The sequence below is a fragment of the Methanosarcina sp. UBA5 genome (genome assembly GCF_002505485.1).
In the GTDB taxonomy this organism is placed as follows: Archaea; Halobacteriota; Methanosarcinia; order Methanosarcinales; family Methanosarcinaceae; genus Methanosarcina.
Genome location: NZ_DAVG01000037.1, coordinates 18,139 through 38,890, shown reverse-complemented (window position 1 = coordinate 38,890; position 20,752 = coordinate 18,139). Strand labels below are relative to the sequence as shown.

The window sequence follows — 20,752 nt, the reverse complement described above, 5'->3', positions numbered from 1 at the left end:
GAACTGGTTTCTTGACTGGTTTAACTACCTTCTTCTGAATTGGTTTCTGTAATGGTTTGATTATTTTCTTGCTAACTTGTTTATTATGATCTTCATGCACCACATAGTTTCCATTGTTATCTGCATGTGCACTTACTGCTCCAGCTGTCACCGTAGCCATAAAACAGACTGCGAGTAGAATTGCTAATACCTTTTTCATTCTTTGCAACATTTTTTAGCCTCTGTAAATTTCGATAAATTCTAATACATATCGAGGTTTTTATCGCCTCTGCAATTCAAGATAGGTTATGGCCTGATCTTTGGTGCAGATTTGATTACTGGTTTGTGAACGGGTTGGGGGACTGGTTTGTGAACCGACTTGTGAACTTGTTTATGGACTGGTGGGGGTACTGGTTTATGGATTTGTTTATGATGATCTTCATGTACTATGTAGTGTCCATTATCATCTGCATGTGCACTTACTGCTCCAGCTGTCACCGTAGCCAGAAAACAGACTGCGAGTAAAATTGCTAATACCTTTTTTATTCTTTGCATCATTTTTTAGCCTCTGTAAATTTCGATAAATTCTAATTTTTCAGCTGGTGGTTTATATAAAATATATAAATCAGTTGAAATCTGGTTTTATCAAAATTTTTTTATTGATCAGTTTAGGACTATGCAGTTGAAGTGAAAAAGCAGATATAGCCACCAACAACTTTTGTTAGTTCAACTGCATAAATCCTATTTTGATCAACTTAGTCCCGTTGACTCTGTGTCAACAACCTCCTAAATCGGCTAAATAAAATATAATTATACTTGTATATGTAAAGCTTTATAGAAATTGTTTTTTTAAACACACTTTATTTGATATTTAATCTCAAAAAAATATAATAATTTTATATTTAATACTTATTAGGGATCATTAATGGCTTATATCTTAAAAACAGTTATATTTAGCTCTTATTTTCCAATTAATAACTTTTATTCCGTATGTTTTCTCTAAATAATTCTATAATGGCTACTATTTTTAACTTTAATTATAAATTAATTGATTATTTTGAACATAAAAGCTTAAAATTATCTATCTGATAAAAATAATCTTTATTTAACTATTATAATTCTATTATATGCTCTTATCATGATTTTTTCTTCTAATTTCTCTATTTAATCCTTCATTTTCCTTTTGAGTTGAAAAAAGCAAGTGTTTCTTTGACACTAAATATTACGGTTATCGGCAGTAACCCGGAAATTCCTATAACCTGAATACTAAAGTTCAGAAACGGCTTTCATAAAATCAGGTCAATCTACTAAAAATCCAATTATTACCTGTAGTATGAAGGACAGGTCAGAGACCAGGCCAGATAATCCAATAGTATTGTAGGAAAACTACTTTATGAACCTACTAAACTAATGTTCTATATAAATTATAAATATAGAACTATATCATTCCGTGGAATCGATGGCTTTCTATGGAATTTCATAGAGCCCTATTTTTCCTTCAAATAACCCACATACATGAAGGCACGTGAAGATTTGCGAAAATTGTTGAATAGTACTTTGTATGTCATTAATAAAGTCTACTATACCAATAAATAAAAGAAATCAGAAGAAAAAGAAGAGAGAAAGGTCAATAAAGGTAGATCATGAAGAATCTAAAAGGAAAAAATGCAATAAAGAGATTCTTTAGCTGGGTAGAGTCATATAAATTAGCCCTCATAATGTTTTACAATAGCTCTCTGTTCAGCAATAACATTGCTACTTTTAGTGTCAACAACTTTAATGATAATTTCGGAACCTACCTTGAAGCCGTAATTATCGGAGGTGTCACTGTCCCCGTCCACACTAACTTTTACGCTGGATTTTGTGGCCCCTACTGCACTATCCTTCCCGCAGAGGACAAGCCTTTCTCCTACATTCCATGAGCCGTCTTCAAGAGTAGCTTTATTATTAACAAGATAGTATGTGGGATTTTTTCCTGTCAGGCTCAGGTTCTCATAAAAGATCTCTGCGTTTCCTACAATCTTTGTCCCATTTCCATCAGCAATGCCATGATAAGAGTTCCCATATCCTGAGATCTTTATGGAAATAGCGTCAACAGGAAGAGAACTGCCTCCTTCGTGCAAAAGCACAATTGTGTTATTCTCAAGCGTGGCTCTCTTATTTTGGGGTCCATCATTAAACAGTCCTCCCTCGCATGATTCAAGTGAAATCTTTGCCATAAGCGGGTGAGTGCTTGCTCCGTCCCCGGCAATATTGTAAAAATTGATAGCAACCACACCTGCAAGTGCGACCAGAACCATTAACATAAGAAGAGAACCCATAATAGGAGTTACGGCTTCTGATGCTAATTTAAATGAAAAAAAATATTTATTCCGGATTTTTCCCCAGACTTTCATCAATAAGGAAATACGGGCAAACTATCATAAATAATTTATTAACTTCAAAAAGAGTTGCTATCTGGAATGAAATCTGGAGGAAAAATCTCCTCACAGAATCATTTCCTTTTTCGCTGTTTCCTCTCATATTCTTTTTCGAGATCGAGAATTCCTCTAACAGCCTCAAGTTTCTTTTTACTTCTTGCATAATGTAAAAGTACAAGGCCAACTCCAAAGAGCAGGGCTATAATTGCGGTTGAGAATAACAAGGGGGCTGACTGGGTATAGTATTTCACCTGAATAGTCTCTTCCCTGTCTCCCATCTTCGAGGAAATCCACAGGAGAGTTTGCCTTCCTTTTTCATCATAGGTTACACTCGAAGGCTCAGGCCTTGCTATCCCGAATACCCTGTTGCCGGTAACATATCCTTCTGGAAGTACCACGCGAATGAATTCGGAATCGGGTTTAACAAATGCAAAGCTCTGATCTCCTGAAGTCTCGAGCGTATACGCGACAAAACCTGTAACAGGCTCCTTAAACTCCAGGTTTATAACTTTCATGCCCTGAGTAACTTCCTGAGTTAGGGTACAATTAATAGCCGAAGTTCCGTTTTTGCTCGAAAGCTCTTCAAACGTTTGCGGGTTCGCTGTGGTCTCGTTTGCCGGGTTCACAAGCTGTACGAAATTTTGAATAGGACTTTTCTCTGAACCACCATCCAGGATGTCGGGAGGATAGATCTCAAGCTTGCTGGTATTTACTACCATATTGACAACCTGTACTTTTGTATCGTTTTGCAGCAGGTAGTAAGTAGTGGTATTTGCAAGCGTTTGATTGCTCGACTCATTCTGAAAAATCTCAAATTCATAGTTAGAAATATTACCAGGCTTATCTATGACAATTTCCTTTTTTTGCTCCATACAGCCCGATACCAAGACCACCAGCAGGGCAAGGAACATAAACACGATTTTCGTTCTCATTTTCACAAATAAATTCTCCCTTGAGCTTGAAGCGGTCTCTTTTCAGTCTGCGGCGATTCCCCTTGCTTTCGAGGTAAAGCCTGTACAGGGTCTAGAACAGGTTAACATTACCTTATGCTCCCTCTTCTTAATAAATAACACGGGTAGACATCTCTAAGAAGTATGACAAAAAGCTTACTTTCTCAAATAAAAGGAGTAAGCCAGTCAGGTAACAAAATTCAGATATCGAACTCTCTGGAAGGATTCAGAATTTATTTTTTAATTCTCTTCACTTTCGCCATTAATAGTAGCCATAATTTCCTTAAAACTCGCTAAGGAAGCTTCCATATTTTCTATTATTTCATTTGCAAGAATATCAGGGTCTGGAAGGTTGTCCAGATCAGCCAGGCTCTCGTCTTTGAGCCAGAAAATGTCCAGATTCGTTTTATCCCTTGCTACAATTTCATCATAGCTAAATTTCCGGAACCTACCTTCGGGAGATTCTTCACTCCAGGTTTCTTTACGGCTGTGGCGATTTTCGGGGTTGTAGCATTTAATAAAGTCTTCCAGATCCGAATATTTCATCGGGTTCTTTTTCAATGTGTGGTGCACATTTGTGCGGTAATCGTAGATCCATACTTCTTTTGTCCAGGATTCTTTTGATGCGGGTTTTGCTTCAAAGAAGAGCACGTTTGCCTTTACACCGTTTGCATAAAAGATACCTGTCGGCAGCCGAAGAATTGTGTGCAGGTCGGTGGTTTCGAGAAGCTTTTTGCGGATAGTCTCGCCTGCCCCGCCTTCGAACAGGACATTGTCAGGCAATACAACTGCTGCCTGCCCACCGGTTTTAAGGATAGTATGGATGTGCTGTAAAAAGTTTAGCTGCTTGTTGCTTGTGGTTGTCCAGAAGTCCTGACGGTTATAAGTGAGATCTTCTTTTTCCTGCTCGCCTTCTTCGTTGGTGAAGGTCATGCTGCTCTTTTTTCCAAAGGGCGGGTTTGTGAGGATGTAATCGTAACGGTAGCCCGGATCGGCTATGAGAGCATCGGAATTTGAGATCATGGGCTCTCCGTCGATTTCCCCTATGTTGTGCAGGAACATGTTCATCAGGGCAAGCCGCCGGGTTCCGGCAACGATTTCGTTCCCGCCAAATGTTTTGTTTTTCAGGAAGCGGCTCTGCTCCCGGTCCAGCCGGTAATTTGAGGTAAGGAAATCATAAGCTGCTAAAAAGAACCCGCCTGTGCCGCAGCAGGGATCTCCGATTGTTTTCAGGGGCTCGGGCTGGAGGCACTGAACCATGACCTTAATCAGCGGCCTTGGGGTGAAATACTGGCCGGCTCCGCTTTTTGTATCCTCGGCATTCTTCTGCAGGAGCCCTTCGTAGATTTCGCCTTTTGTATCCACACCCATCATGACCCAGCTTTCGTTGTCGATCATATCAATGATCTTATACAGCATTGCAGGATCGCTGACCTTGTTCTGGGCTTTGAGGAAAATCTGCCCGAGCATCCCTGGTTTTTTTCCAAGTTCTTCCAGCAGTTCCCTGTAGCGAGTATCGAGTTCGGCTCCGCGCTGCTGTTTCAGTTTGTCCCAGGTATATTCTTCAGGGATGCCGATATTTCTGCTATACGGAGGCTTACTGAATTCTTCAGCCATTTTCAGAAATATGAGATAGGTCAACTGTTCCAGATAATCGCCATAGCTCACTCCTCCGTCCCGCAGGACGTTGCAGAAGCTCCAGACTTTGGAAACGATGGATGAGGTATTTTCAGACATGGTTTGAATCCTTGAAATAAGAGTAATATTTTGCTTTAAAATTTGATTATTAACGTTTACTTGTCAATTTGCTCGAAAGCTTGCAAAGTAGCTTGTTGGACTAATTCTTTGTCGTCCTGAATAATGCTTTTCACTTTTCCAGTTTCCTGTTTCACTTTCTTCCCATTTCCTGATTTTTCAGCCTTTATCCTCTCTAACAGGGCCTCAGCCGGCTCCCAATCTTCTTCTCCTCGAACCTCTGCCAGCTCTTTTTCATTAAGCAACTTCCCCTCAAACGCTTTTTTCAAAATACTCTGCCGCAGTGCTTCGGCTTTTTCCAGATTCGTTTCAATATCCTGCTCTATCTTATTGCAGACTGAAAGGCGGGTTTCTATTTCCTGAACGATGGCTTGTTGTTCGGCGGTTGGGGGAAGAGGAACTTTTATTGTTCGAAGACCTGAAAGTGGCACAGTTAATTGAGCAGTGCCTGTAGCAACTTTTGTTGCTTGTTTATATACAAAAGGAGATTTCAAAATATAATATACATACTTAGAGGAAATTTCCATATGAGGGCGAATGAGAGCAATATGACGCTGAAAACAGAATCTATAATTTTCTGAGATTAATATAGGTATGCCATACGAACCCGTTACCGAATATAAAATATCTCTTGGTTGTGGTTTTCTTTTTGCTGCAAGATTCTCGTAATATTTTTCAGGAACATACATCGTTTCAGACATGTCTAGTTTTCCTGAACTTATATTTGAGATCACAATAAAAGGAACACCTGAATTGGCTTTAGGGGGAGCTTGATGATCTCCATCTGTAATTGATATTGATACATCGCTTAGAGATACCCAGTTCCACTTAAATGGTAACTCATATGGTACTTCTCCATATTGGAAATTTTGAATTTTTTTAGTCTTATTTTGAGTAGATATTTGATTTTTAATTTTATTCAAAACATATTTTGAATCTTCAATTTCAGGATTTTCCTCCCGCCATTTTTTCGTAAGCTCCCCCTCAAAAGCTTTCTTCAGCACCGCCTGCCGATAAACTTTGAGTTGTTCATGTGCCAGTTTGAGATTAGAAACTCCGTTGTCCAGTTCGCTGAAGAGTTGCTCGATTTTGGAGACTATGGCGCGTTGTTCGGAAAGTGGTGGAAGATTTATGTTCAAATTGTAAGCATCATTTCTATTTAATCCTGGGATTGCTGTTGATTTATCAAGTTGACTTAGGACAAGGGATTTCAATAAAAAAAATGAAAATATAAAATCCAAATATTGAGGAACTTTTACGAAATAAGTAGTATCAATGGGCCAGAGATTCTTTTCTTCAAACGCTACTTCTCCGGCAGCTCCCTTTCTTCCAATGATGATGGCAGGACCTTCAATTAAATACTCGTCATGAAAACCAACAATTCCATTTGAACCGTAAACAGGATAGCTACCTGTCTCGTTTCTTTGTTTTTTGGGTAGACCTTTTCCATATTCAAACTCAAAAAGATCTCCTAATTTACAATTAACTCTTTCTTCCATTTTTACGCCGCCAGAGCCTCATATATTCTGTATTTAAACTATTCCTTCAACTTTTTCACACAGTTTCCCACAGTTTTCTCCAAACCTTCCATTATCAATTTTGAAGTACTTTTAAGATGTCAGTTGATTAAATAATTGTCTACTTGTGTCTTTCAGGGATGTAATCAAAATTTAAACTATACACAGCATATAGATATTTACTAAGAAAAGACAAAATGAAAAACATCTCGAAGATATAGCAAAATAGTATTCATTGTGAGATCTTCACTCAATAATTTAATGGGCACAAGTGTGTAATTAAGTTTAAACAGTTCAAAAAAGATAGACTGACTTCAGTATTGCCTATGACTCTTACCCTGACTGCCTGTCTCCTCTCCATCAAAACTCACTTCCCCGAGAAACAGGTCACTGACAAAAAGGAGTGTTTCTATAGTGATCTGGTTATACCTTCTTGCTTTCCAGCTCTTTAATTTCCTTTTCTATCCTGGAACACTCATTTTTGAGTTCTAGAAGCTTCCTATGCAGCTCTTCTTTTTTTAGTCTGGTTTTATCCCGATTCTCCCAGAAAATGATCGCTAATTCCGAGTGAGTTTCTCCATCTATATGTACCACCATATAAAACATGGACCACTTTGAATATATAAGCGATGAAGTTATCCATTTATTTTTATTATGTGATTTGAATAACCCAATTTACTAGCAACAACTCAACAATTAGAATCTGTGTAGCATCTGTACATTTTGGCGGGATTGGATGAGTAAGTTATAAGCTTAGCTTGAAAGATGCAAAGTGTCAGGACGAGCATTTGTCCAGTTTGCGGGAATGGATATCACCTAACCTTTCATCCAACAACTATTAATTTTCATATTCACGCCGCCAAAGCCTCATTCAATTCACTAATAACCATATTCATTTCGTCCCCGAAAAGCTGGTACATTTTGCCGCGCCCGCCAAGGGCATCAAAGGGGGTGTAATCAAGGTCGTCGATTTCCAGATGGACGCTGGTTGCAACATAATCTTTAATCATACGGAGCCAGTTCATCTGATCTTCATTAAATTTCAGGGTTCCGGCTTGCTTTTTAAATACCCAGTTCTGGAAATTCCTGTTCACGATATGGTCGTAAGCTGTCAGCACAGGGTCGATCTCGGTTATCCTGCGGATCAGGGAAACTAGAGCCGTCAGTTCGTTTTTCGGGGAATTCCCTTTCACCTTTTCCAGTCGCTCGTAAGCCTGCCAGATTCTCAAGGGAGCGAAGTGGGATTTTTCCAGCCTCAGTTTTTCTATCACTTCTTTTATCATCGCAAAAGTAACTTCCCTGCGTCTGTAGGGCTGGTTATAAAAAATACTAAGAGCTGTAAGCTCGTCCTTATTAGCTTCCAAATACGCCTTAAAATCATTGACCAGCTCATCTGCCCTAACCACAGCGTCTTTGTCCCATTCGGCTCTGAGAACCGTGTCCGTGTTCACGGTATCAATAATCTGTTCATGGACTCTACGGACATTTTCAATATACTCGTTCAACTTGCCGGAAAAAGTCGATCTTGCGACATCAATCAGGTTCTCCTGTGCCTTTTTCCTTGCATCAGCTTCTGAAATCTCCGGCTGGCTTTGTTTAATCTCAGAAGCTTTGAAATCGATAATATCAGGATTATAAGCATTTAGCAGATCTTTAATGGTCTGATTGATCGTTTTTCCATTCGCTTTCTCCGCAAAAGTGGCTCTTTCAACCTCGTTTATCTGCCTATCCAGTCTTGCAAGCCGATTAGCCAGAGAAACATAAAGGTCTTCGTCCTGAGCCCCAAAAGTTACTGCTGCCAGCAGATCTTTCAGCGGTGTACTTTTCTTGCGTTCCAAAGGCCGACTGTCGGTTTTCAAAGTATTTGTAACGCCAACAGCGTCCACAATCACAAAATGAGTCTTGGCCGAAACAGCCGATTTTGTTACTTTTATTAGATCATCATAACCCAGAGTTCTTGTACCTCGCCCTATCATCTGCTCAAAATAATTCTTGCTCTTTACGTCCCTCATAAACAAAAGACATTCTAGCGGCTTAACATCCGTGCCAGTGGCAATCATGTCTACTGTAACTGCTATTCTGAGACGGGGGCCGTTGCGAAGCTCTGATAATATTGATTTTGGATCTTCTTCCGTTTTGTAAGTGATTTTCTTGCAAAACGCATTGCCTTCTCCAAACTCTTCTCGCACAATATTGATAATATCATCGGCATGGCTGTCGTTTTTGGCAAAAATAAGGGTTTTTGGAACTTCCGTTCTACCAGGGAAGATCTCAGGTAGCTTTTCCTTGAATGTTCTTATCACACGTCTTATCTGGTTGAGATTTACCACATCTCTGTCCAGATTTTTAGCAGTATAAGTAAAATTTTCGTCCAATTGTTCCCAGCGTTTTTTGCGGGTGAGTTTCTCCCGTCTATCCACAAATTCCTGAGCAGGTATTATTCCCCCATTTTTGCTGATCTCAGTTTCGATAGTATACACTTCATAACCTACATTCACGCCGTCTGCCACTGCATCTTCATGGCTGTATTCACTCACCACATTTTCATTGAAAAACCCAAAAGTACGGTTATCCGGCGTTGCTGTCAGCCCTATCAAAAAAGCATCAAAATAATCCAGCACCTGCTGCCACAGGTTATATATTGAACGGTGGCACTCGTCTATTACTACAAAATCAAATGTCTCAATGGGAACTTTCTCATTATAAACTACAGGAAGCGGCTCCTTTGGCTGCCAGCCTCTCTCGGCGGGGTTTTCTTCTTCAATTTTCTCGTCCAGCTCCTCACCCTTCAGAATAGAGTAAAGCCGCTGGATTGTGGAAATGCATACCTGACTATCCGATGTAATATAACTGGAACGCAAGCGCTGCACATTATAAAGCTCGGTAAACTTACGGTTATCGTCATTGGGAGTATAAGCTTTGAATTCCTGTTCGGCCTGCTCACCAAGATTCTTGGTATCAACAAGGAACAGCACCTTTTTTGCATCCGCAAACTTCAGTAACCGGTAGATAAAAGTTATAGCAGTATAGGTTTTTCCCGAACCTGTTGCCATCTGAATTAGAGCCCTTGGGCGATTGTCCTTAAAGGATTTTTCAAGATTTGAAATAGCTGTGATCTGGCAGTCTCGCAGGCCGTCTGTCTTCAATTCAGGAAGATTCAGTAACCTTTCTCTCAAAGGTCTCTTTTTAAGATATTCCTCAAAAGTTCCAGGGCTGTAAAAAGAAAAAATAGGTCTTGACCTTGGTTTTGGATCGCGGAAGTCTGTAAAGCGGGTAAGTTCTCCGGTACTCTCGTACACAAAAGGCAATGGGTCATTGTTAAGGTATTTTAGCTTGCTTGTAGCATACCCTGATGATTGTTCCTCAACAACGGTTAATCGGTGACCTTCTTCGTCCTTTTTTGCTTCAATAATCCCAAAGGGCTTTTTATCAACAAATAATACATAATCCGCAGGTCCTACATCAGTTAAATATTCCTTAATAGCAATTCCCCTGGAAGCACTCCAATCGATTCTGCTCTTTTCCTGCACTATCCAGCCAGAACCATTTAATTTCCTATCTATATCATTTCTGGCTTTCTGCTCCGGATTTTGGTTATTATTCATATATTTTTACCCTTTGAGATTAATATCTTCTTCATTTTCTTGATTGGAATGCTAAAATCGGTATTTTCTTTGAATGTGATTTGTACCGATAAATGTTTCTAATTTATGTACAGTATCCCAATATTTTGGAAACTTGCGTGAATTATTTCTCTGATCACAAAGTGCAGAAGAAGAGTTGAGGACTGGGAGAGATAGAACCAGTAACAAAAAATTTGGCATATTTTCAGCCTCATGATTGAGTCTTTAGAACAGTCCAGGGGGTTAACATTAAATTAACTTTGAAGCGCTTTAAAACGCCTTAAAAATAGCTCGGTCTTTTGCTAATGAAGGTAGCAAGTTTTTAGGTTCCGGCCTTACATTCGAAGCTTTAAATGCTAAGGCAACCTTATGAACAATGGGCTATAAAACGATAATAAACTCTCTTTATAAACTATTTTTAAAAATTATAACTCTTGAGCAGGGTCCATTAGAACAGATTAAAGATGCTTTGAACAAAAATTTAGAAGCCCTGTGCGTGATTCTCAGGCGAAATTATCATTTCTTTGGCCTTACGGCCAATGCAACCTAGTAATTCAATGTGACATAGGAATTAAAAGTCACTCACTTTACTGGAATGTGTCAAAGATGCATAATCTTATGCTAACAAATCATTAGAGCTTGAAACGGGACTGAGCCTAGCGACTTGTTCTGACTTTTCTACATAAATATATTGCTAAGTTTCAAGCTCTGGAAATTTGAATATGCCAACAATTAACTTTGTTGATTCAGGAATCTTTCCACCATAGGCCACTCGATTTTCTTTATATACTTTGCTTGAAGCTTGGAAACATAAAGAACATTGCTACCAATTAGGATTTTAAGGTCTGAAGGTTTGGACTCGACTGTACCGATTGGAAGAAGCACAGGTCCCTTAGGGGAGGTACAGAGCCTGAAGTCCTGCCCGCTCTTTCTTATATAAGCTCTTACCTTTTCATCAATTGTAAACGACGGAATCATATTAACACCATGCAGAACTTGTCCGGGAAAGATAAATAATTACAGGTTATAGTTTCAATATAATAAAAATTCTCATAAACAGGAAAAAAGTCCTGGTCTGTAGAGGTTCTCCGGGGCAGTTTTAAATTTCATGAGAGCAATCTAGGACGAAGATAACCATGATGATGAGAGATAGGGGAAAACTTGTAATCTGGCCGGTATATCTCGACCAGACAAAGTCAAGGAGCAGCGGCAGAATAATCTCCAGAAAAAATGCGATAAAGGAACCGCAGCTAAATGAGATAAAAGAAGCAGCCCGACAACTTGGCCTGAATCCCGAAGTAGAGCCTGAAAAAGCCTATCCCAAGTCCTGGTGGGAAGTAAGCGGGAGAGTGCTCGTGGATGATAATGGTCCGAAAACCGTTCTTGCAAAACAGATAGCTTTAGCCATAAAGAAGATGCGAGGCCCGGAGAGTTCTGCCAAAACTTAAAGTTAATATCGCTTTCCAATAGGAGTTAATAGGGAATAGTTAATTGAAAATAGAGGACTTATAACTCCCGAGGCATTTAAAAAGCTCCAGATACCTGAAAATTCCTTTTCCTGGGCTTCAGGTAGCTCTCCTAAGCTCAGCTAGTTTTTATTTTAGTTTTTTATACGGATATCTCATTTCTTTTCCGCAGCGCTGGCAAGAAATAAGTATATATCCTTCCTTCAGCCTGTAACGGGCATTTTTTCCGGGCACGAGAAAAGCATAGCAGTGTCTACAGATTCTGCTTTTTATCTCTCTTGGAATACTCATCCTATTTCTCATAGAGATGTTCCTGATGAGCTGCACGTAACGCTCGCTGCGGTCAGGATGTTCTGCATGCTCGCTTTTTGCAAGCTCAAAAAGCCGCCACATGCGCTGGATTGCGATTACCTGAATCAGGTTTTTCTGCTGTTTTCTTGCTATTCTGGACATGGTAGACCGATCCTGCATTTTCGTCCCAGACCTTGATTTTAAGCTCTTTAAAAATCAAAATCAGGAATCAAGAATAATCACATTGATCTCAGGGTTCTTGCCGTGTACAAGGGCTTTAAACTTTTCGGGATCTCCATCTGTTATGTCTGGTTTCCCGTAATGCATTGGAATTACGTCTCTTGGGGAAATAGCTGCAGCCGCACTTGCCGCCTCCTCTTCATCCATTGTGTATGTACCCCCTATGGGCAAAAGGGCGACATCGGCCCTAATATTTTTCATCTCAGGGAAAAAATCGCAGTCTCCTGCATGATAGATCCGGATTCCTCCAAGTTCCACTATATACCCCACTCCCAATCCACGGGGATGATAGGATTTATCGAGGTTATAAGCCGGAACTACTTCAATTCGGGTTCCCTTTATTTCAAGCCCATCGGCCAGCACATCTCCTTCAGCAATCCGCCTTGCGTCCCCCTTGAATTGCAGGGATATGTTTTCAGGGATTAAGGTGGTTGAATCCGACCGCCGAACCTTTCGGATATCGTCAGGGCTGCAGTGGTCAAAATGCTCATGAGTGATCAACAGGATATCGGCTTTATCTTCAAAAGCCGGCTCTTCGCTGAGGTCATAAGGGTCGATATAAATCTTCTTTTCATCCCCCTCAAGTAAAAAGCCAGAGTGGCCCAACCACTCAATAGTAACGCTTCCAATCTTTACGCTTTTCATTTCATACACCTGTGGATTCCGTAACTGAATTTAGTGAGGAAAACCTTAGAGATAGATTATATCACGATTATATTTATAGAAGGATTATTTTCCGATTAAATTTATAAAAAGATTATTTTCCGATTATATTAATGGTGCCCGACAGAGTTTATTCCATTTTTAAAGAGAGAAATAATCTTTAATAAGTTAGCAAACTCCTGCTTTAAACTAACACCCACAGTAGCATTAAGAGGTTTTGAGAAAGATTGGGAAATTCTGGCTGATAAGCTGGTTAGCTGTCTTTTTTGACAAAACTTGGCTCAAGCACCCTTTCATAGATCATCTTCTGCATATAAGAGACAATAGGCAGTTTGATTATCACTGCTTCTCTTTTGTTCCCTGCACTGTGAACCCCTATTGATTCCTTCCCATCGGCAATCATAAAAAATTCTTCTTTATACTGGATGCCATCAATTACAATGTTATTCATGAAATCCGTAAACTCTTTATTGGTTTCTTTGAACTCAAAAGGAAGTGACCTGAACCTATCCACTTCATCAACGATAAGAGTTAGATTGCAAGTTTTCTCTAGTTTTTTTATCTCCGGCTCAAACTCCTTCAGAAATTCAGGGCTGGAAGAAAAAATAATCAATTCTTCTCTAACCCTAGCCATGATTTCACGGATCCGGTTCTTTATTCCCCAGTCACTCTGGATGTACCATACAGGAGAAGTCTTTGGAAGTTCATAACTCAGTTCATTGAACTGGCCAAGTGCCTCGATTGCGCAGTTTAAAAATTCATCTTTTATCTCTCCGATTACCTTCTTAGGATCAACTGCTCGGAAATAAGTTGGAGACCCTTGTCTCACTTCCAGATAGCCTTTTTTTGCAAGCACTTTAAGAATTTCATAGATTTTGGCTCTCGGCACATTTGTAAGCTCATGAATTTCGCGAGCTGTAGCTTCTCCTAAACTGACAAGTCCCACATATGCCTTTGCTTCATTTTCGGTTAGCCCAAGCTTTATAAGGTTTTGAATTAACTGAGGATTAATTTGCGAAAACATCTGTTACCCCTAATGTAACAATAGATTTAAATCTTTTCTGTCTATTCTATGATCCTGTAGATCTCAGACTGATTAAATGACTCAGTACATTTGTTTTACAGATTTCAGATACTAAAACAACTTAAGAATGTCTATGAAAAGTGAAATTCTACTTAACAATGACTGGTATATAATGAACTCTACAAATGAAATCATAAATTCCCCAAATATAAGTCAAAGATCTCAATTCAGTAATTGAGTCATATGATTAAAAAATGAGCTTTACATTATTAGAGGGGTTTAAAATAAGGATTAATATTACTAAAAATTTTGTACAGTGACCACTACAAGTTCACGTATTTTAAAAATATTCTCAAAAATATAATGAGAGGAATTTGCCATTAAGAACGCTTTTGAAAAACTAGGGGTATTCATCCAGAATAACCGCTTGACCATACTAGTGGTCTTTTTCCTTCTCATCTTGTTATCAGCCCAGGGTGCACAGAAAATCACTATGAAATCAGGGACAGATACCTTTGTCAGTAAAGATTCCTTATTATACCAGGACTATGATCACCTTTATCAGAAATTATTTCAAACTCAATCTATCGTAGTGATAGTGGAAGGAAATGACGTAAGATCTGCAGAGGTAATGCAAGCTATAGATCGGCTTGAACATCAGCTTAACTCTACTGAAGGAGTTGAAACGACAACAAGTCCTGCTGATTACATTAAGAAAGTAAACTATCAAATGACAGGTAGGTCTCGGATACCGGATACAGATGCAGAAGTCAAGAAAATTATTGACGGATATCCGAGTATATTCGGACAATTGATTCCTGACAATACACACACGGTAGTTTCTGTAGGAATGAGTGGATCTGTAACAGATGATAAGAAAAAAGAGGTTTTGAAGGCTGCACAAGATGATGTCAAACTTGCTAATTTCCCTCCTGGATACAATGTCATAGTGACAGGCGATCCTGCCTTCATGATCGCGATGAACACTCAAATGACTTCAAGTATGGGGCCCTTGCTTGGGCTTGCTGGCTTGTTTATGCTCATCGTGCTGTTCATAGTCTTTGGACATGTCCGCTGGAGATGGCTGCCTTTACCCATTGTTTTCCTCGGTATTATATACACTTTCGGAGCCATGGGCTTTCTGGGAATTCCGCTGTCTATGGTTTCAATGTCAGCTTTTCCGGTATTGATAGGTCTTGGAATCGATTACGCAATTCAGTTCCATAATAGGATTGAAGAAGAGTTGCGTAAAGAAGGAAATAAATCTAAAGCTATCATAACAACGGTAAAACATACTGGGCCTGCAGTCCTTATAGCTCTTACTATGACTGGTCTTGGTTTCGTTTCCTTATTTACATCTACAGTTCCAATGATTCAGGATTTTGGGAAACTTCTCACGATCGGCATAATAATGTGCTACCTTTCAGCTCTTTTTGTTGGCGTAATAACCGTTTCTCTCTTTGACAATATCTCGGAAAAGAGACTGCGGAAGAAAGAAACAAAAGTTGAAAACATTTCTCCCAAGAAGCCAAAACCCCGGTTAATAGGAGATCTCCTCCGGAAACTTACCGATTTTACACTAAAGTACAATGTAATTGTCATCGGAATTGCAACTTTACTCTGCATTGGAGGTCTCTATGCCGATGAGTCAGTGGGCATCCAGACTGATACTCAGGCTTTTGTTCCTCAAGACATGCCTGCTCTTCTCAACCTGTATCATCTAAAGGATATCATGGGTGGAACCGATACACTTAATCTTATTATAAAAGTTAACGATAATGCGGATCCTAACATTCTAAAATGGGTAGACGAATTCAGTGAGCATGAGACTCAAAGAAATCATATCGACAGTGCTTCAAGTATTGTAACTCTTGTAAAGCAATATAACGGTGGCACAATTCCGGATAGCCGTAGTGAAATTGAAGCTGTTTATGCACAAATTCCGGAATCCCAGAAATCCCAATACATTTACGGCAAAAATATGATTCTTTTAAATCTCAATATTGGTAATGCCCAGAAAGAGATTGGGATGACCGGAATTCAAGATTTGATAAATAATGTAAAACAGGATATTCAATGGATGCAGGCTCCTCCGGGTACTGCAATAACCATCACTGGAAGTTCTGTGGTCTACACTCAGGTTATAGACGCTCTTACAAGTGGAAGAACTAAAATGACTTACATCGGACTTTTCCTGGTACTTGGAGGTCTTTTAGTTGTTTACAGAGACTGGTTAAAAGCCCTTGTTCCGATTATCCCAATGTTTATGGTAACTGGCTGGTCCGGACTAGTAATGACTTACCTGAAGATTGACTATACTCCCATGACCGCAACTCTAGGTGCGCTGATTCTTGGAATCGGATGTGAATACTCAATCCTCATGATGGAAAGATACTTTGAAGAAAAGGATAACGGAGCCAGCCCTCTTGACGCTATACATAAGACAGCGGCAAGCATTGGGGCTGCCCTTATTGCCTCGGGAGCCACAGTTGTTTTCGGGTTTGCAGCTTTGATTGCGTCTCCGTTTCCTATAACCAGCAACTTTGGAATGGTGACAGTTATTGATATCCTGCTTGTCCTCGTTGCAACCTTCACGGTATTCCCGCCCCTTATCATAGTACTTGACTCATGGAGGGAAAAGAAAAGAGGAACACGGGTGTTAGATAGAAAAGAAAATAAGATCCAGGGGGCTGATCTCTAATGAATAAACCCCAGAATTACATACCAGAGAAATTAGTAACAACATTTGTTTCAATTGCAGTTCTCCTTTCAGTCCTCTCAATAACTACTGTATCTCCGGTTCTTGGAAGTGCCAGTACCGGAGAGTTCCTGATTCCGGACAATGGGTACTCCGTGGACTATTATAGAAGCTATGGAGAGCCAACCATTGAAGCCTCTGTGAGAGGAGATCCAGAATTCGAAAGGGGAGAAGTTGCGGACATTCAGATAATACTAGCAAATAAAGGCACGATTGAGGGCATGAAACGGCTGAATGTAAACCAGAGCCTTATTCCGGATTCCAAAGAAGAATTAATTGCTCTTGCCGAGATGAGTGCAGAACAAAATTGCACAACAGCCAAAGGCATAAAAGCAAACCTGATCTCGGAATCTGATAACGTCCATGTCGAATCCACAACAACTCCCCAGATAGTAAATGAACTTAAAACTGGATATATACAGCCTATCAAGTTCACGATACGCATTGATGACAACACCCCTGCAGGAGAGTATGAACTGAAGCTTCCGGTAACTTATCAATACCAAAACAATGTCCGAACGGTTACTTCAAACGCTGTAGATATCGGACTAGCCTCTGATACTGCAGCATTCACACAGCAATACTCTACAAAAAATATTGCCCTTCCTCTCCACATATCCATTAAAAAAGAGTCAAAGTTTGAAGTAAGTAAGATCTCGGGCAGTCTGAAGCAGGGTTCAACAGGTTTGATTAATGTTACTTATACAAATCGTGGGGAAACTTCAGCCCAAGATGCTCAGGCCAAGATTACTGTCATGAAACCACTCAGCACCAGCAAGTCGACTGTCAGACTCGGAACAATCGGCCCTGGTGAAAGCCAGACAGCGTCATTCAATATCTCAGCTGAATCCGACGCGGTGGTGAAGAATTACAGTGTTGACAGTGAAGTGAAGTACATTGACGATGACGGAAAAACCAAGTTTTCCGAAAATATGAAAGTTGAAATGCCAATTGAAAAATCAGAATCTAAATTCAGCACAACTATGATAATTGGTTTATTACTAGCTCTTGTCCTTATCTACCAGATTATGAAGGTGCTCCGGAACAGGAAAAATTACAGTAAAAATGAGTCAGGTGATGAGAATGATTAAAATAAGAAGTATCTCTGCGATTGCAACTCTTCTTATGTTATTGCTTGCAACAATGCCTGTACAGGCAGAGTTACCTAAAAATTTTGATTTCGGCAACAATTTCTATACCGTGTACGGAGGGCCAAGTTTAGAAGCCACTCCAATTGGAGATAATGAGTACTCTAGGGGAGATACTGTTACCCTGAATATGGGCCTTATGAACAAAGGAGTAGTTGAGGGCTTCAAATCCGAAAAAGATGCTAACACTCAAGTTGATACAGTGCTCCAGCAGTCGGAAATGAAATATGAATCACAGACCGTGACAGCTGTTGGTATTCTTGCAACTCTTACATCCGACAACCCGAATATAAAGGTAAAATCAGGTCCTCAGGAAGCAGGCACCCTTCAGCAAGGAAAACAAAGCCAATCTCCAACACAATTCACACTCGAAATTAGTAAAAACGCCCCTGCAGGCACATATCCTTTGAACTTGCAGCTTTCATATAAATATCAGAATAATACTCAGGTTAGTGGAGATGAGTATGATCCTGCTACAGGGCTTGTAACTAACCAGGGTGTAGGCGTTTGGTATGAGAATAAAACGCAGAACCAGGCAATAATGGTCACGGTCAAAAAAGAACCTTACTTTGAGGCCACAAATGTAACAGGTGACCTTTACCCCGATAAAGGTGGTATGCTGTATGTTACCTATAAAAATACAGGTGAAGAACCTGCAAAGGATGCAACTGTAAGAGTAAGTGCCAGCGATCCATTCAGCACAACCGATGATCAGGCATTCCTCGGCACCTTGAAACCTGGAGATAGTGCAGTTGCAGCTTTTGACATGGCTGTAGACAGTACTGCAACGCCGAAACCATATTCTTTAGACAGTGAACTTCTCTATGAGGACACTGAAGGGCATGACCAGGTTTCTGATAGTGTTAAAATCGACACTCAAGTCTTGCCTGAAAAAAGTAAGCTTCCAGGATTTGAATTTGGAGCAGGTATTTCATTCGTGGCTCTTGCTGCCTGCTTTATCATGTTAAGAAAGAAGAAACAGGATTGAACTCAAGTACGAAAATTTGAATGTAGTCTTTTTTAAAGGCTACAACCTTTTTTGGGAGATAATTGAATTAATCTTTTCTACCACATTATAGTTGATACATAAAGCCAATGGAGAACAAAATATGACAAGCGAGTTTTACCGGAATATAGTGATCGCGACAGACGGATCTGAGAATAGTCAGCGAGCTATTTCTTACGGCATTGAGATTGCAAAACTCAGCGGAGCCAGGGTTTATGGTCTTCATGTAATAGATACATTTTCTCTTTCTCAAAGTTGGACTGCCGGCAAAGAATCATTATATGAAATCCTTAAGAAAGATGGGGAAGAGGCAACTTTTAAAGTGAAAGAGTGCGGAGAAGCCTCAGGTGTAGAGGTAAAAGAGATCCTTTTAGAAGGGCACCCAAGTAATGAGATTATCGATTTTGCCGAGAATAATGACATTGACCTGATAGTAATGGGTACCCTTGGTAAAACAGGGCTCGATAGGTTTCTAATGGGAAGCGTTGCAGAGAAAGTAGTAAGAAACTCAAAAGTTCCAGTCCTGGTTGTCCGGGGGTGAAGAATAAGGCTGAAATTTTCTGTTACCTGGAAACATTTGAGAAAAGAAAGAAATCAGAATTCGGGTCTAAAAGGTATAAACTGAATACCAAAAATATTCATTGCACCGGCATAAAATCTTTGAAAAAACGGAATATGCCAAAAATTCAAAAACATACTATAAAATTATAAATTGCAACAAGGATAGAGAAATATAACTTCCGCCTATGCATTAGAAAATGTATGCTTTTGTCAAATTGGGATTATAATTCTCAGTCGGAGCGATTTGTCTCCTTTAAATCGATTTTTGTAGGTACTTTTTCACCGACAATTTTTGCAACCATTACCTCGGTCGATTTGATGACCGCGTAAATCCTGTCTCCGGGTTTTATATCTAATTTTTCTACAGCTTCTTCAGTGACTACTGAGGTCATAATTGAAGGTTCCATTTCAATTGTAATTTTAGATACAAGCCCGTTTTTTTCCACTTCAAGCACTTTACCAGGTAGCTGGTTTCTGGCTGATAACTTGAAGCTTACGTTTTCCCAGGCTGTTTCATCCCCTATGGTTTCATTGATAATCTGCTTATTTGTCTCATACTCGGCCAGCAGCTTTCTTCCCAGGTCGGTCAGGAAAGTCCCCTGGTTTTTTCCCCCGCGTACTGTAATAATTGCAGGTTCGCCTAGAGCCTCATTCATTTTTTTAAGCATCATCCAGGCGTGTTTATATGAAATCCCAAGTTCCTTACAGGCTTTCCGAAGCGAGTGCTCTTTTTCGATTGTCCTCAGTAAATCAGCTCTTCCAGCACCCATGACGGTCCTTCCGTCTTCCGTAAACCAGACCTTTGTTCTTGCTTTCACAAATTTTCACCTTTTACCGGAGAACATGGACAGAACTTGCCTTGAACCGGGTGCAGACCGGAACTTCAGGAAGGATCCATTTTCTCTGCCGATTGCCGGGTTACGATGTTAAGGAAGACGCCGCAATCAACTTCCAACCGAACAAGAGTTCCCAGCATCCAGACTTCAGTAACCCTGCCCTGTAGAGAGTTTCTGATGCTGGATTGTGCGGAAGTCTTACTTATAACTATGTTCTCAGAACTATGTTCTCAGGCCTCAGGAAGGCATGTACCTGGCTTCTCACCTCAATATCCCCTGAAGCGTCAATAATTATCTCCCCGAATTCAATCCTTATGAGTCCGCGGTCTGCAGAAATAACCTTGCCATTTAGCACATTTTCAAACCCTACGAAGCTGGCTACCTGACTGTCAATCGGCTTTTCGAAAATTTCTTCCGGAACCCTACTGCATAACTTTCCGTCCATTATTATCGCGATCCTGTCAGCCATTATCCGCGCTTCGGTCTGGTCATGGGTAGTATGCAGCACAGTCAAT

At 40.0% G+C, this 20,752-nt stretch carries 19 protein-coding genes; 6 read left to right on the top strand and 13 right to left on the bottom strand.

Annotation, left to right across the window (positions count from 1 at the left end; all coding sequences use genetic code 11):
* On the bottom strand, window positions 1-211 hold a 211-nt coding region (locus BP621_RS03700), incomplete at its 3' end, for a hypothetical protein (RefSeq protein ID WP_292388021.1).
* A gap of 137 nt (window positions 212-348) precedes the next feature.
* On the opposite strand from BP621_RS03700, the gene BP621_RS03695 reads away from it, so the two are divergent.
* Entirely contained in the window at window positions 349-504 is a 156-nt protein-coding gene (locus tag BP621_RS03695; protein ID WP_292388020.1) for a hypothetical protein, read from the top strand.
* A gap of 1,181 nt (window positions 505-1,685) precedes the next feature.
* Here the strand turns inward: BP621_RS03695 and BP621_RS03690 are convergent.
* The 7 genes from BP621_RS03690 to BP621_RS03660 form a co-directional block, all read right to left on the bottom strand.
* Window positions 1,686-2,300, bottom strand: a complete 615-nt coding sequence (locus tag BP621_RS03690) for a type IV pilin (RefSeq protein WP_292388019.1) — start codon at window positions 2,298-2,300, stop codon at window positions 1,686-1,688.
* A gap of 173 nt (window positions 2,301-2,473) precedes the next feature.
* Window positions 2,474-3,331 (bottom strand): DUF5803 family protein, encoded by an 858-nt coding sequence (locus BP621_RS03685; RefSeq protein WP_292388025.1) that lies wholly within the window; start codon window positions 3,329-3,331, stop codon window positions 2,474-2,476.
* Window positions 3,332-3,589: 258 nt separating this feature from the next.
* A complete protein-coding gene (locus BP621_RS03680; RefSeq protein WP_292388018.1) occupies window positions 3,590-5,086 on the bottom strand; it encodes an HsdM family class I SAM-dependent methyltransferase in 1,497 nt (498 codons plus the stop codon).
* Window positions 5,087-5,142: 56 nt separating this feature from the next.
* Window positions 5,143-6,603: a restriction endonuclease subunit S gene (locus BP621_RS03675; protein WP_292388017.1), complete on the bottom strand. Its 1,461-nt coding sequence runs from the start codon at window positions 6,601-6,603 to the stop codon at window positions 5,143-5,145.
* A gap of 441 nt (window positions 6,604-7,044) precedes the next feature.
* On the bottom strand, window positions 7,045-7,218 hold the full coding sequence (locus tag BP621_RS03670) for a hypothetical protein (RefSeq protein WP_292388016.1): 174 nt from the start codon (window positions 7,216-7,218) through the stop codon (window positions 7,045-7,047).
* A 254-nt stretch (window positions 7,219-7,472) separates the two neighbouring features.
* On the bottom strand, window positions 7,473-10,226 hold the full coding sequence (locus tag BP621_RS03665; RefSeq protein WP_292388015.1) for a DEAD/DEAH box helicase family protein: 2,754 nt from the start codon (window positions 10,224-10,226) through the stop codon (window positions 7,473-7,475).
* Window positions 10,227-10,976: 750 nt separating this feature from the next.
* On the bottom strand, window positions 10,977-11,222 hold the full coding sequence (locus BP621_RS03660) for a hypothetical protein (RefSeq protein ID WP_292388014.1): 246 nt from the start codon (window positions 11,220-11,222) through the stop codon (window positions 10,977-10,979).
* Window positions 11,223-11,386: 164 nt separating this feature from the next.
* Between BP621_RS03660 and BP621_RS03655 the strand changes: the two genes are divergently transcribed.
* On the top strand, window positions 11,387-11,692 hold the full coding sequence (locus BP621_RS03655; RefSeq protein WP_292388024.1) for a signal recognition particle protein Srp19: 306 nt from the start codon (window positions 11,387-11,389) through the stop codon (window positions 11,690-11,692).
* A gap of 147 nt (window positions 11,693-11,839) precedes the next feature.
* Here the strand turns inward: BP621_RS03655 and BP621_RS03650 are convergent, their stop codons facing one another.
* From BP621_RS03650 to BP621_RS03640, 3 genes are all read right to left on the bottom strand, one after another.
* Window positions 11,840-12,163: a ribonuclease P protein component 4 gene (locus BP621_RS03650; protein WP_292388023.1), complete on the bottom strand. Its 324-nt coding sequence runs from the start codon at window positions 12,161-12,163 to the stop codon at window positions 11,840-11,842.
* A gap of 60 nt (window positions 12,164-12,223) precedes the next feature.
* The gene (locus BP621_RS03645; RefSeq protein ID WP_292388013.1) at window positions 12,224-12,886 is read right to left on the bottom strand and encodes an MBL fold metallo-hydrolase; all 663 of its coding nucleotides are present in this window, start codon (window positions 12,884-12,886) and stop codon (window positions 12,224-12,226) included.
* Window positions 12,887-13,157: 271 nt separating this feature from the next.
* On the bottom strand, window positions 13,158-13,928 hold the full coding sequence (locus BP621_RS03640) for a TrmB family transcriptional regulator (RefSeq protein ID WP_292388012.1): 771 nt from the start codon (window positions 13,926-13,928) through the stop codon (window positions 13,158-13,160).
* Between the two features lie 433 nt (window positions 13,929-14,361).
* Here BP621_RS03640 and BP621_RS03635 point away from each other — a divergent pair, with 433 nt between their 5' ends.
* The 4 genes from BP621_RS03635 to BP621_RS03620 all read left to right on the top strand — a co-directional run bounded on the left by BP621_RS03635 (window position 14,362) and on the right by BP621_RS03620 (window position 19,381).
* A complete protein-coding gene (locus tag BP621_RS03635) occupies window positions 14,362-16,629 on the top strand; it encodes a hydrophobe/amphiphile efflux-3 (HAE3) family transporter (protein ID WP_394339280.1) in 2,268 nt (755 codons plus the stop codon).
* Window positions 16,629-17,777: a COG1361 S-layer family protein gene (locus tag BP621_RS03630; protein ID WP_292388011.1), complete on the top strand. Its 1,149-nt coding sequence runs from the start codon at window positions 16,629-16,631 to the stop codon at window positions 17,775-17,777. Before BP621_RS03635 ends, BP621_RS03630 begins: the two co-directional genes overlap by 1 nt.
* Window positions 17,770-18,822 carry a COG1361 S-layer family protein gene (locus tag BP621_RS03625; protein WP_292388010.1) on the top strand — a complete coding sequence of 351 codons (1,053 nt, stop codon included), beginning with the start codon at window positions 17,770-17,772 and terminating at the stop codon, window positions 18,820-18,822. Before BP621_RS03630 ends, BP621_RS03625 begins: the two co-directional genes overlap by 8 nt.
* 121 nt (window positions 18,823-18,943) lie before the next feature.
* A complete protein-coding gene (locus BP621_RS03620) occupies window positions 18,944-19,381 on the top strand; it encodes a universal stress protein (protein WP_292388009.1) in 438 nt (145 codons plus the stop codon).
* A 250-nt stretch (window positions 19,382-19,631) separates the two neighbouring features.
* Here the strand turns inward: BP621_RS03620 and BP621_RS03615 are convergent, their stop codons facing one another.
* The gene (locus BP621_RS03615) at window positions 19,632-20,219 is read right to left on the bottom strand and encodes a TOBE domain-containing protein (RefSeq protein WP_292388008.1); all 588 of its coding nucleotides are present in this window, start codon (window positions 20,217-20,219) and stop codon (window positions 19,632-19,634) included.
* A 226-nt stretch (window positions 20,220-20,445) separates the two neighbouring features.
* A complete protein-coding gene (locus BP621_RS03610; RefSeq protein ID WP_292388007.1) occupies window positions 20,446-20,745 on the bottom strand; it encodes a hypothetical protein in 300 nt (99 codons plus the stop codon).
* Window positions 20,746-20,752: the final 7 nt, after the last annotated feature.

Coding starts and splice junctions, on each gene's coding strand:
- BP621_RS03690 (WP_292388019.1), bottom strand. CDS start 2,300: ATGGGTTCTCTTCTTATGTTAATGGTTCTGGTCGCACTTGCAGGTGTG.
- BP621_RS03685 (WP_292388025.1), bottom strand. CDS start 3,331: ATGAGAACGAAAATCGTGTTTATGTTCCTTGCCCTGCTGGTGGTCTTG.
- BP621_RS03680 (WP_292388018.1), bottom strand. CDS start 5,086: ATGTCTGAAAATACCTCATCCATCGTTTCCAAAGTCTGGAGCTTCTGC.
- BP621_RS03675 (WP_292388017.1), bottom strand. CDS start 6,603: ATGGAAGAAAGAGTTAATTGTAAATTAGGAGATCTTTTTGAGTTTGAA.
- BP621_RS03670 (WP_292388016.1), bottom strand. CDS start 7,218: ATGGTGGTACATATAGATGGAGAAACTCACTCGGAATTAGCGATCATT.
- BP621_RS03665 (WP_292388015.1), bottom strand. CDS start 10,226: ATGAATAATAACCAAAATCCGGAGCAGAAAGCCAGAAATGATATAGAT.
- BP621_RS03660 (WP_292388014.1), bottom strand. CDS start 11,222: ATGATTCCGTCGTTTACAATTGATGAAAAGGTAAGAGCTTATATAAGA.
- BP621_RS03655 (WP_292388024.1), top strand. CDS start 11,387: ATGAGAGATAGGGGAAAACTTGTAATCTGGCCGGTATATCTCGACCAG.
- BP621_RS03650 (WP_292388023.1), bottom strand. CDS start 12,163: ATGTCCAGAATAGCAAGAAAACAGCAGAAAAACCTGATTCAGGTAATC.
- BP621_RS03645 (WP_292388013.1), bottom strand. CDS start 12,886: ATGAAAAGCGTAAAGATTGGAAGCGTTACTATTGAGTGGTTGGGCCAC.
- BP621_RS03640 (WP_292388012.1), bottom strand. CDS start 13,928: ATGTTTTCGCAAATTAATCCTCAGTTAATTCAAAACCTTATAAAGCTT.
- BP621_RS03630 (WP_292388011.1), top strand. CDS start 16,629: ATGAATAAACCCCAGAATTACATACCAGAGAAATTAGTAACAACATTT.
- BP621_RS03625 (WP_292388010.1), top strand. CDS start 17,770: ATGATTAAAATAAGAAGTATCTCTGCGATTGCAACTCTTCTTATGTTA.
- BP621_RS03620 (WP_292388009.1), top strand. CDS start 18,944: ATGACAAGCGAGTTTTACCGGAATATAGTGATCGCGACAGACGGATCT.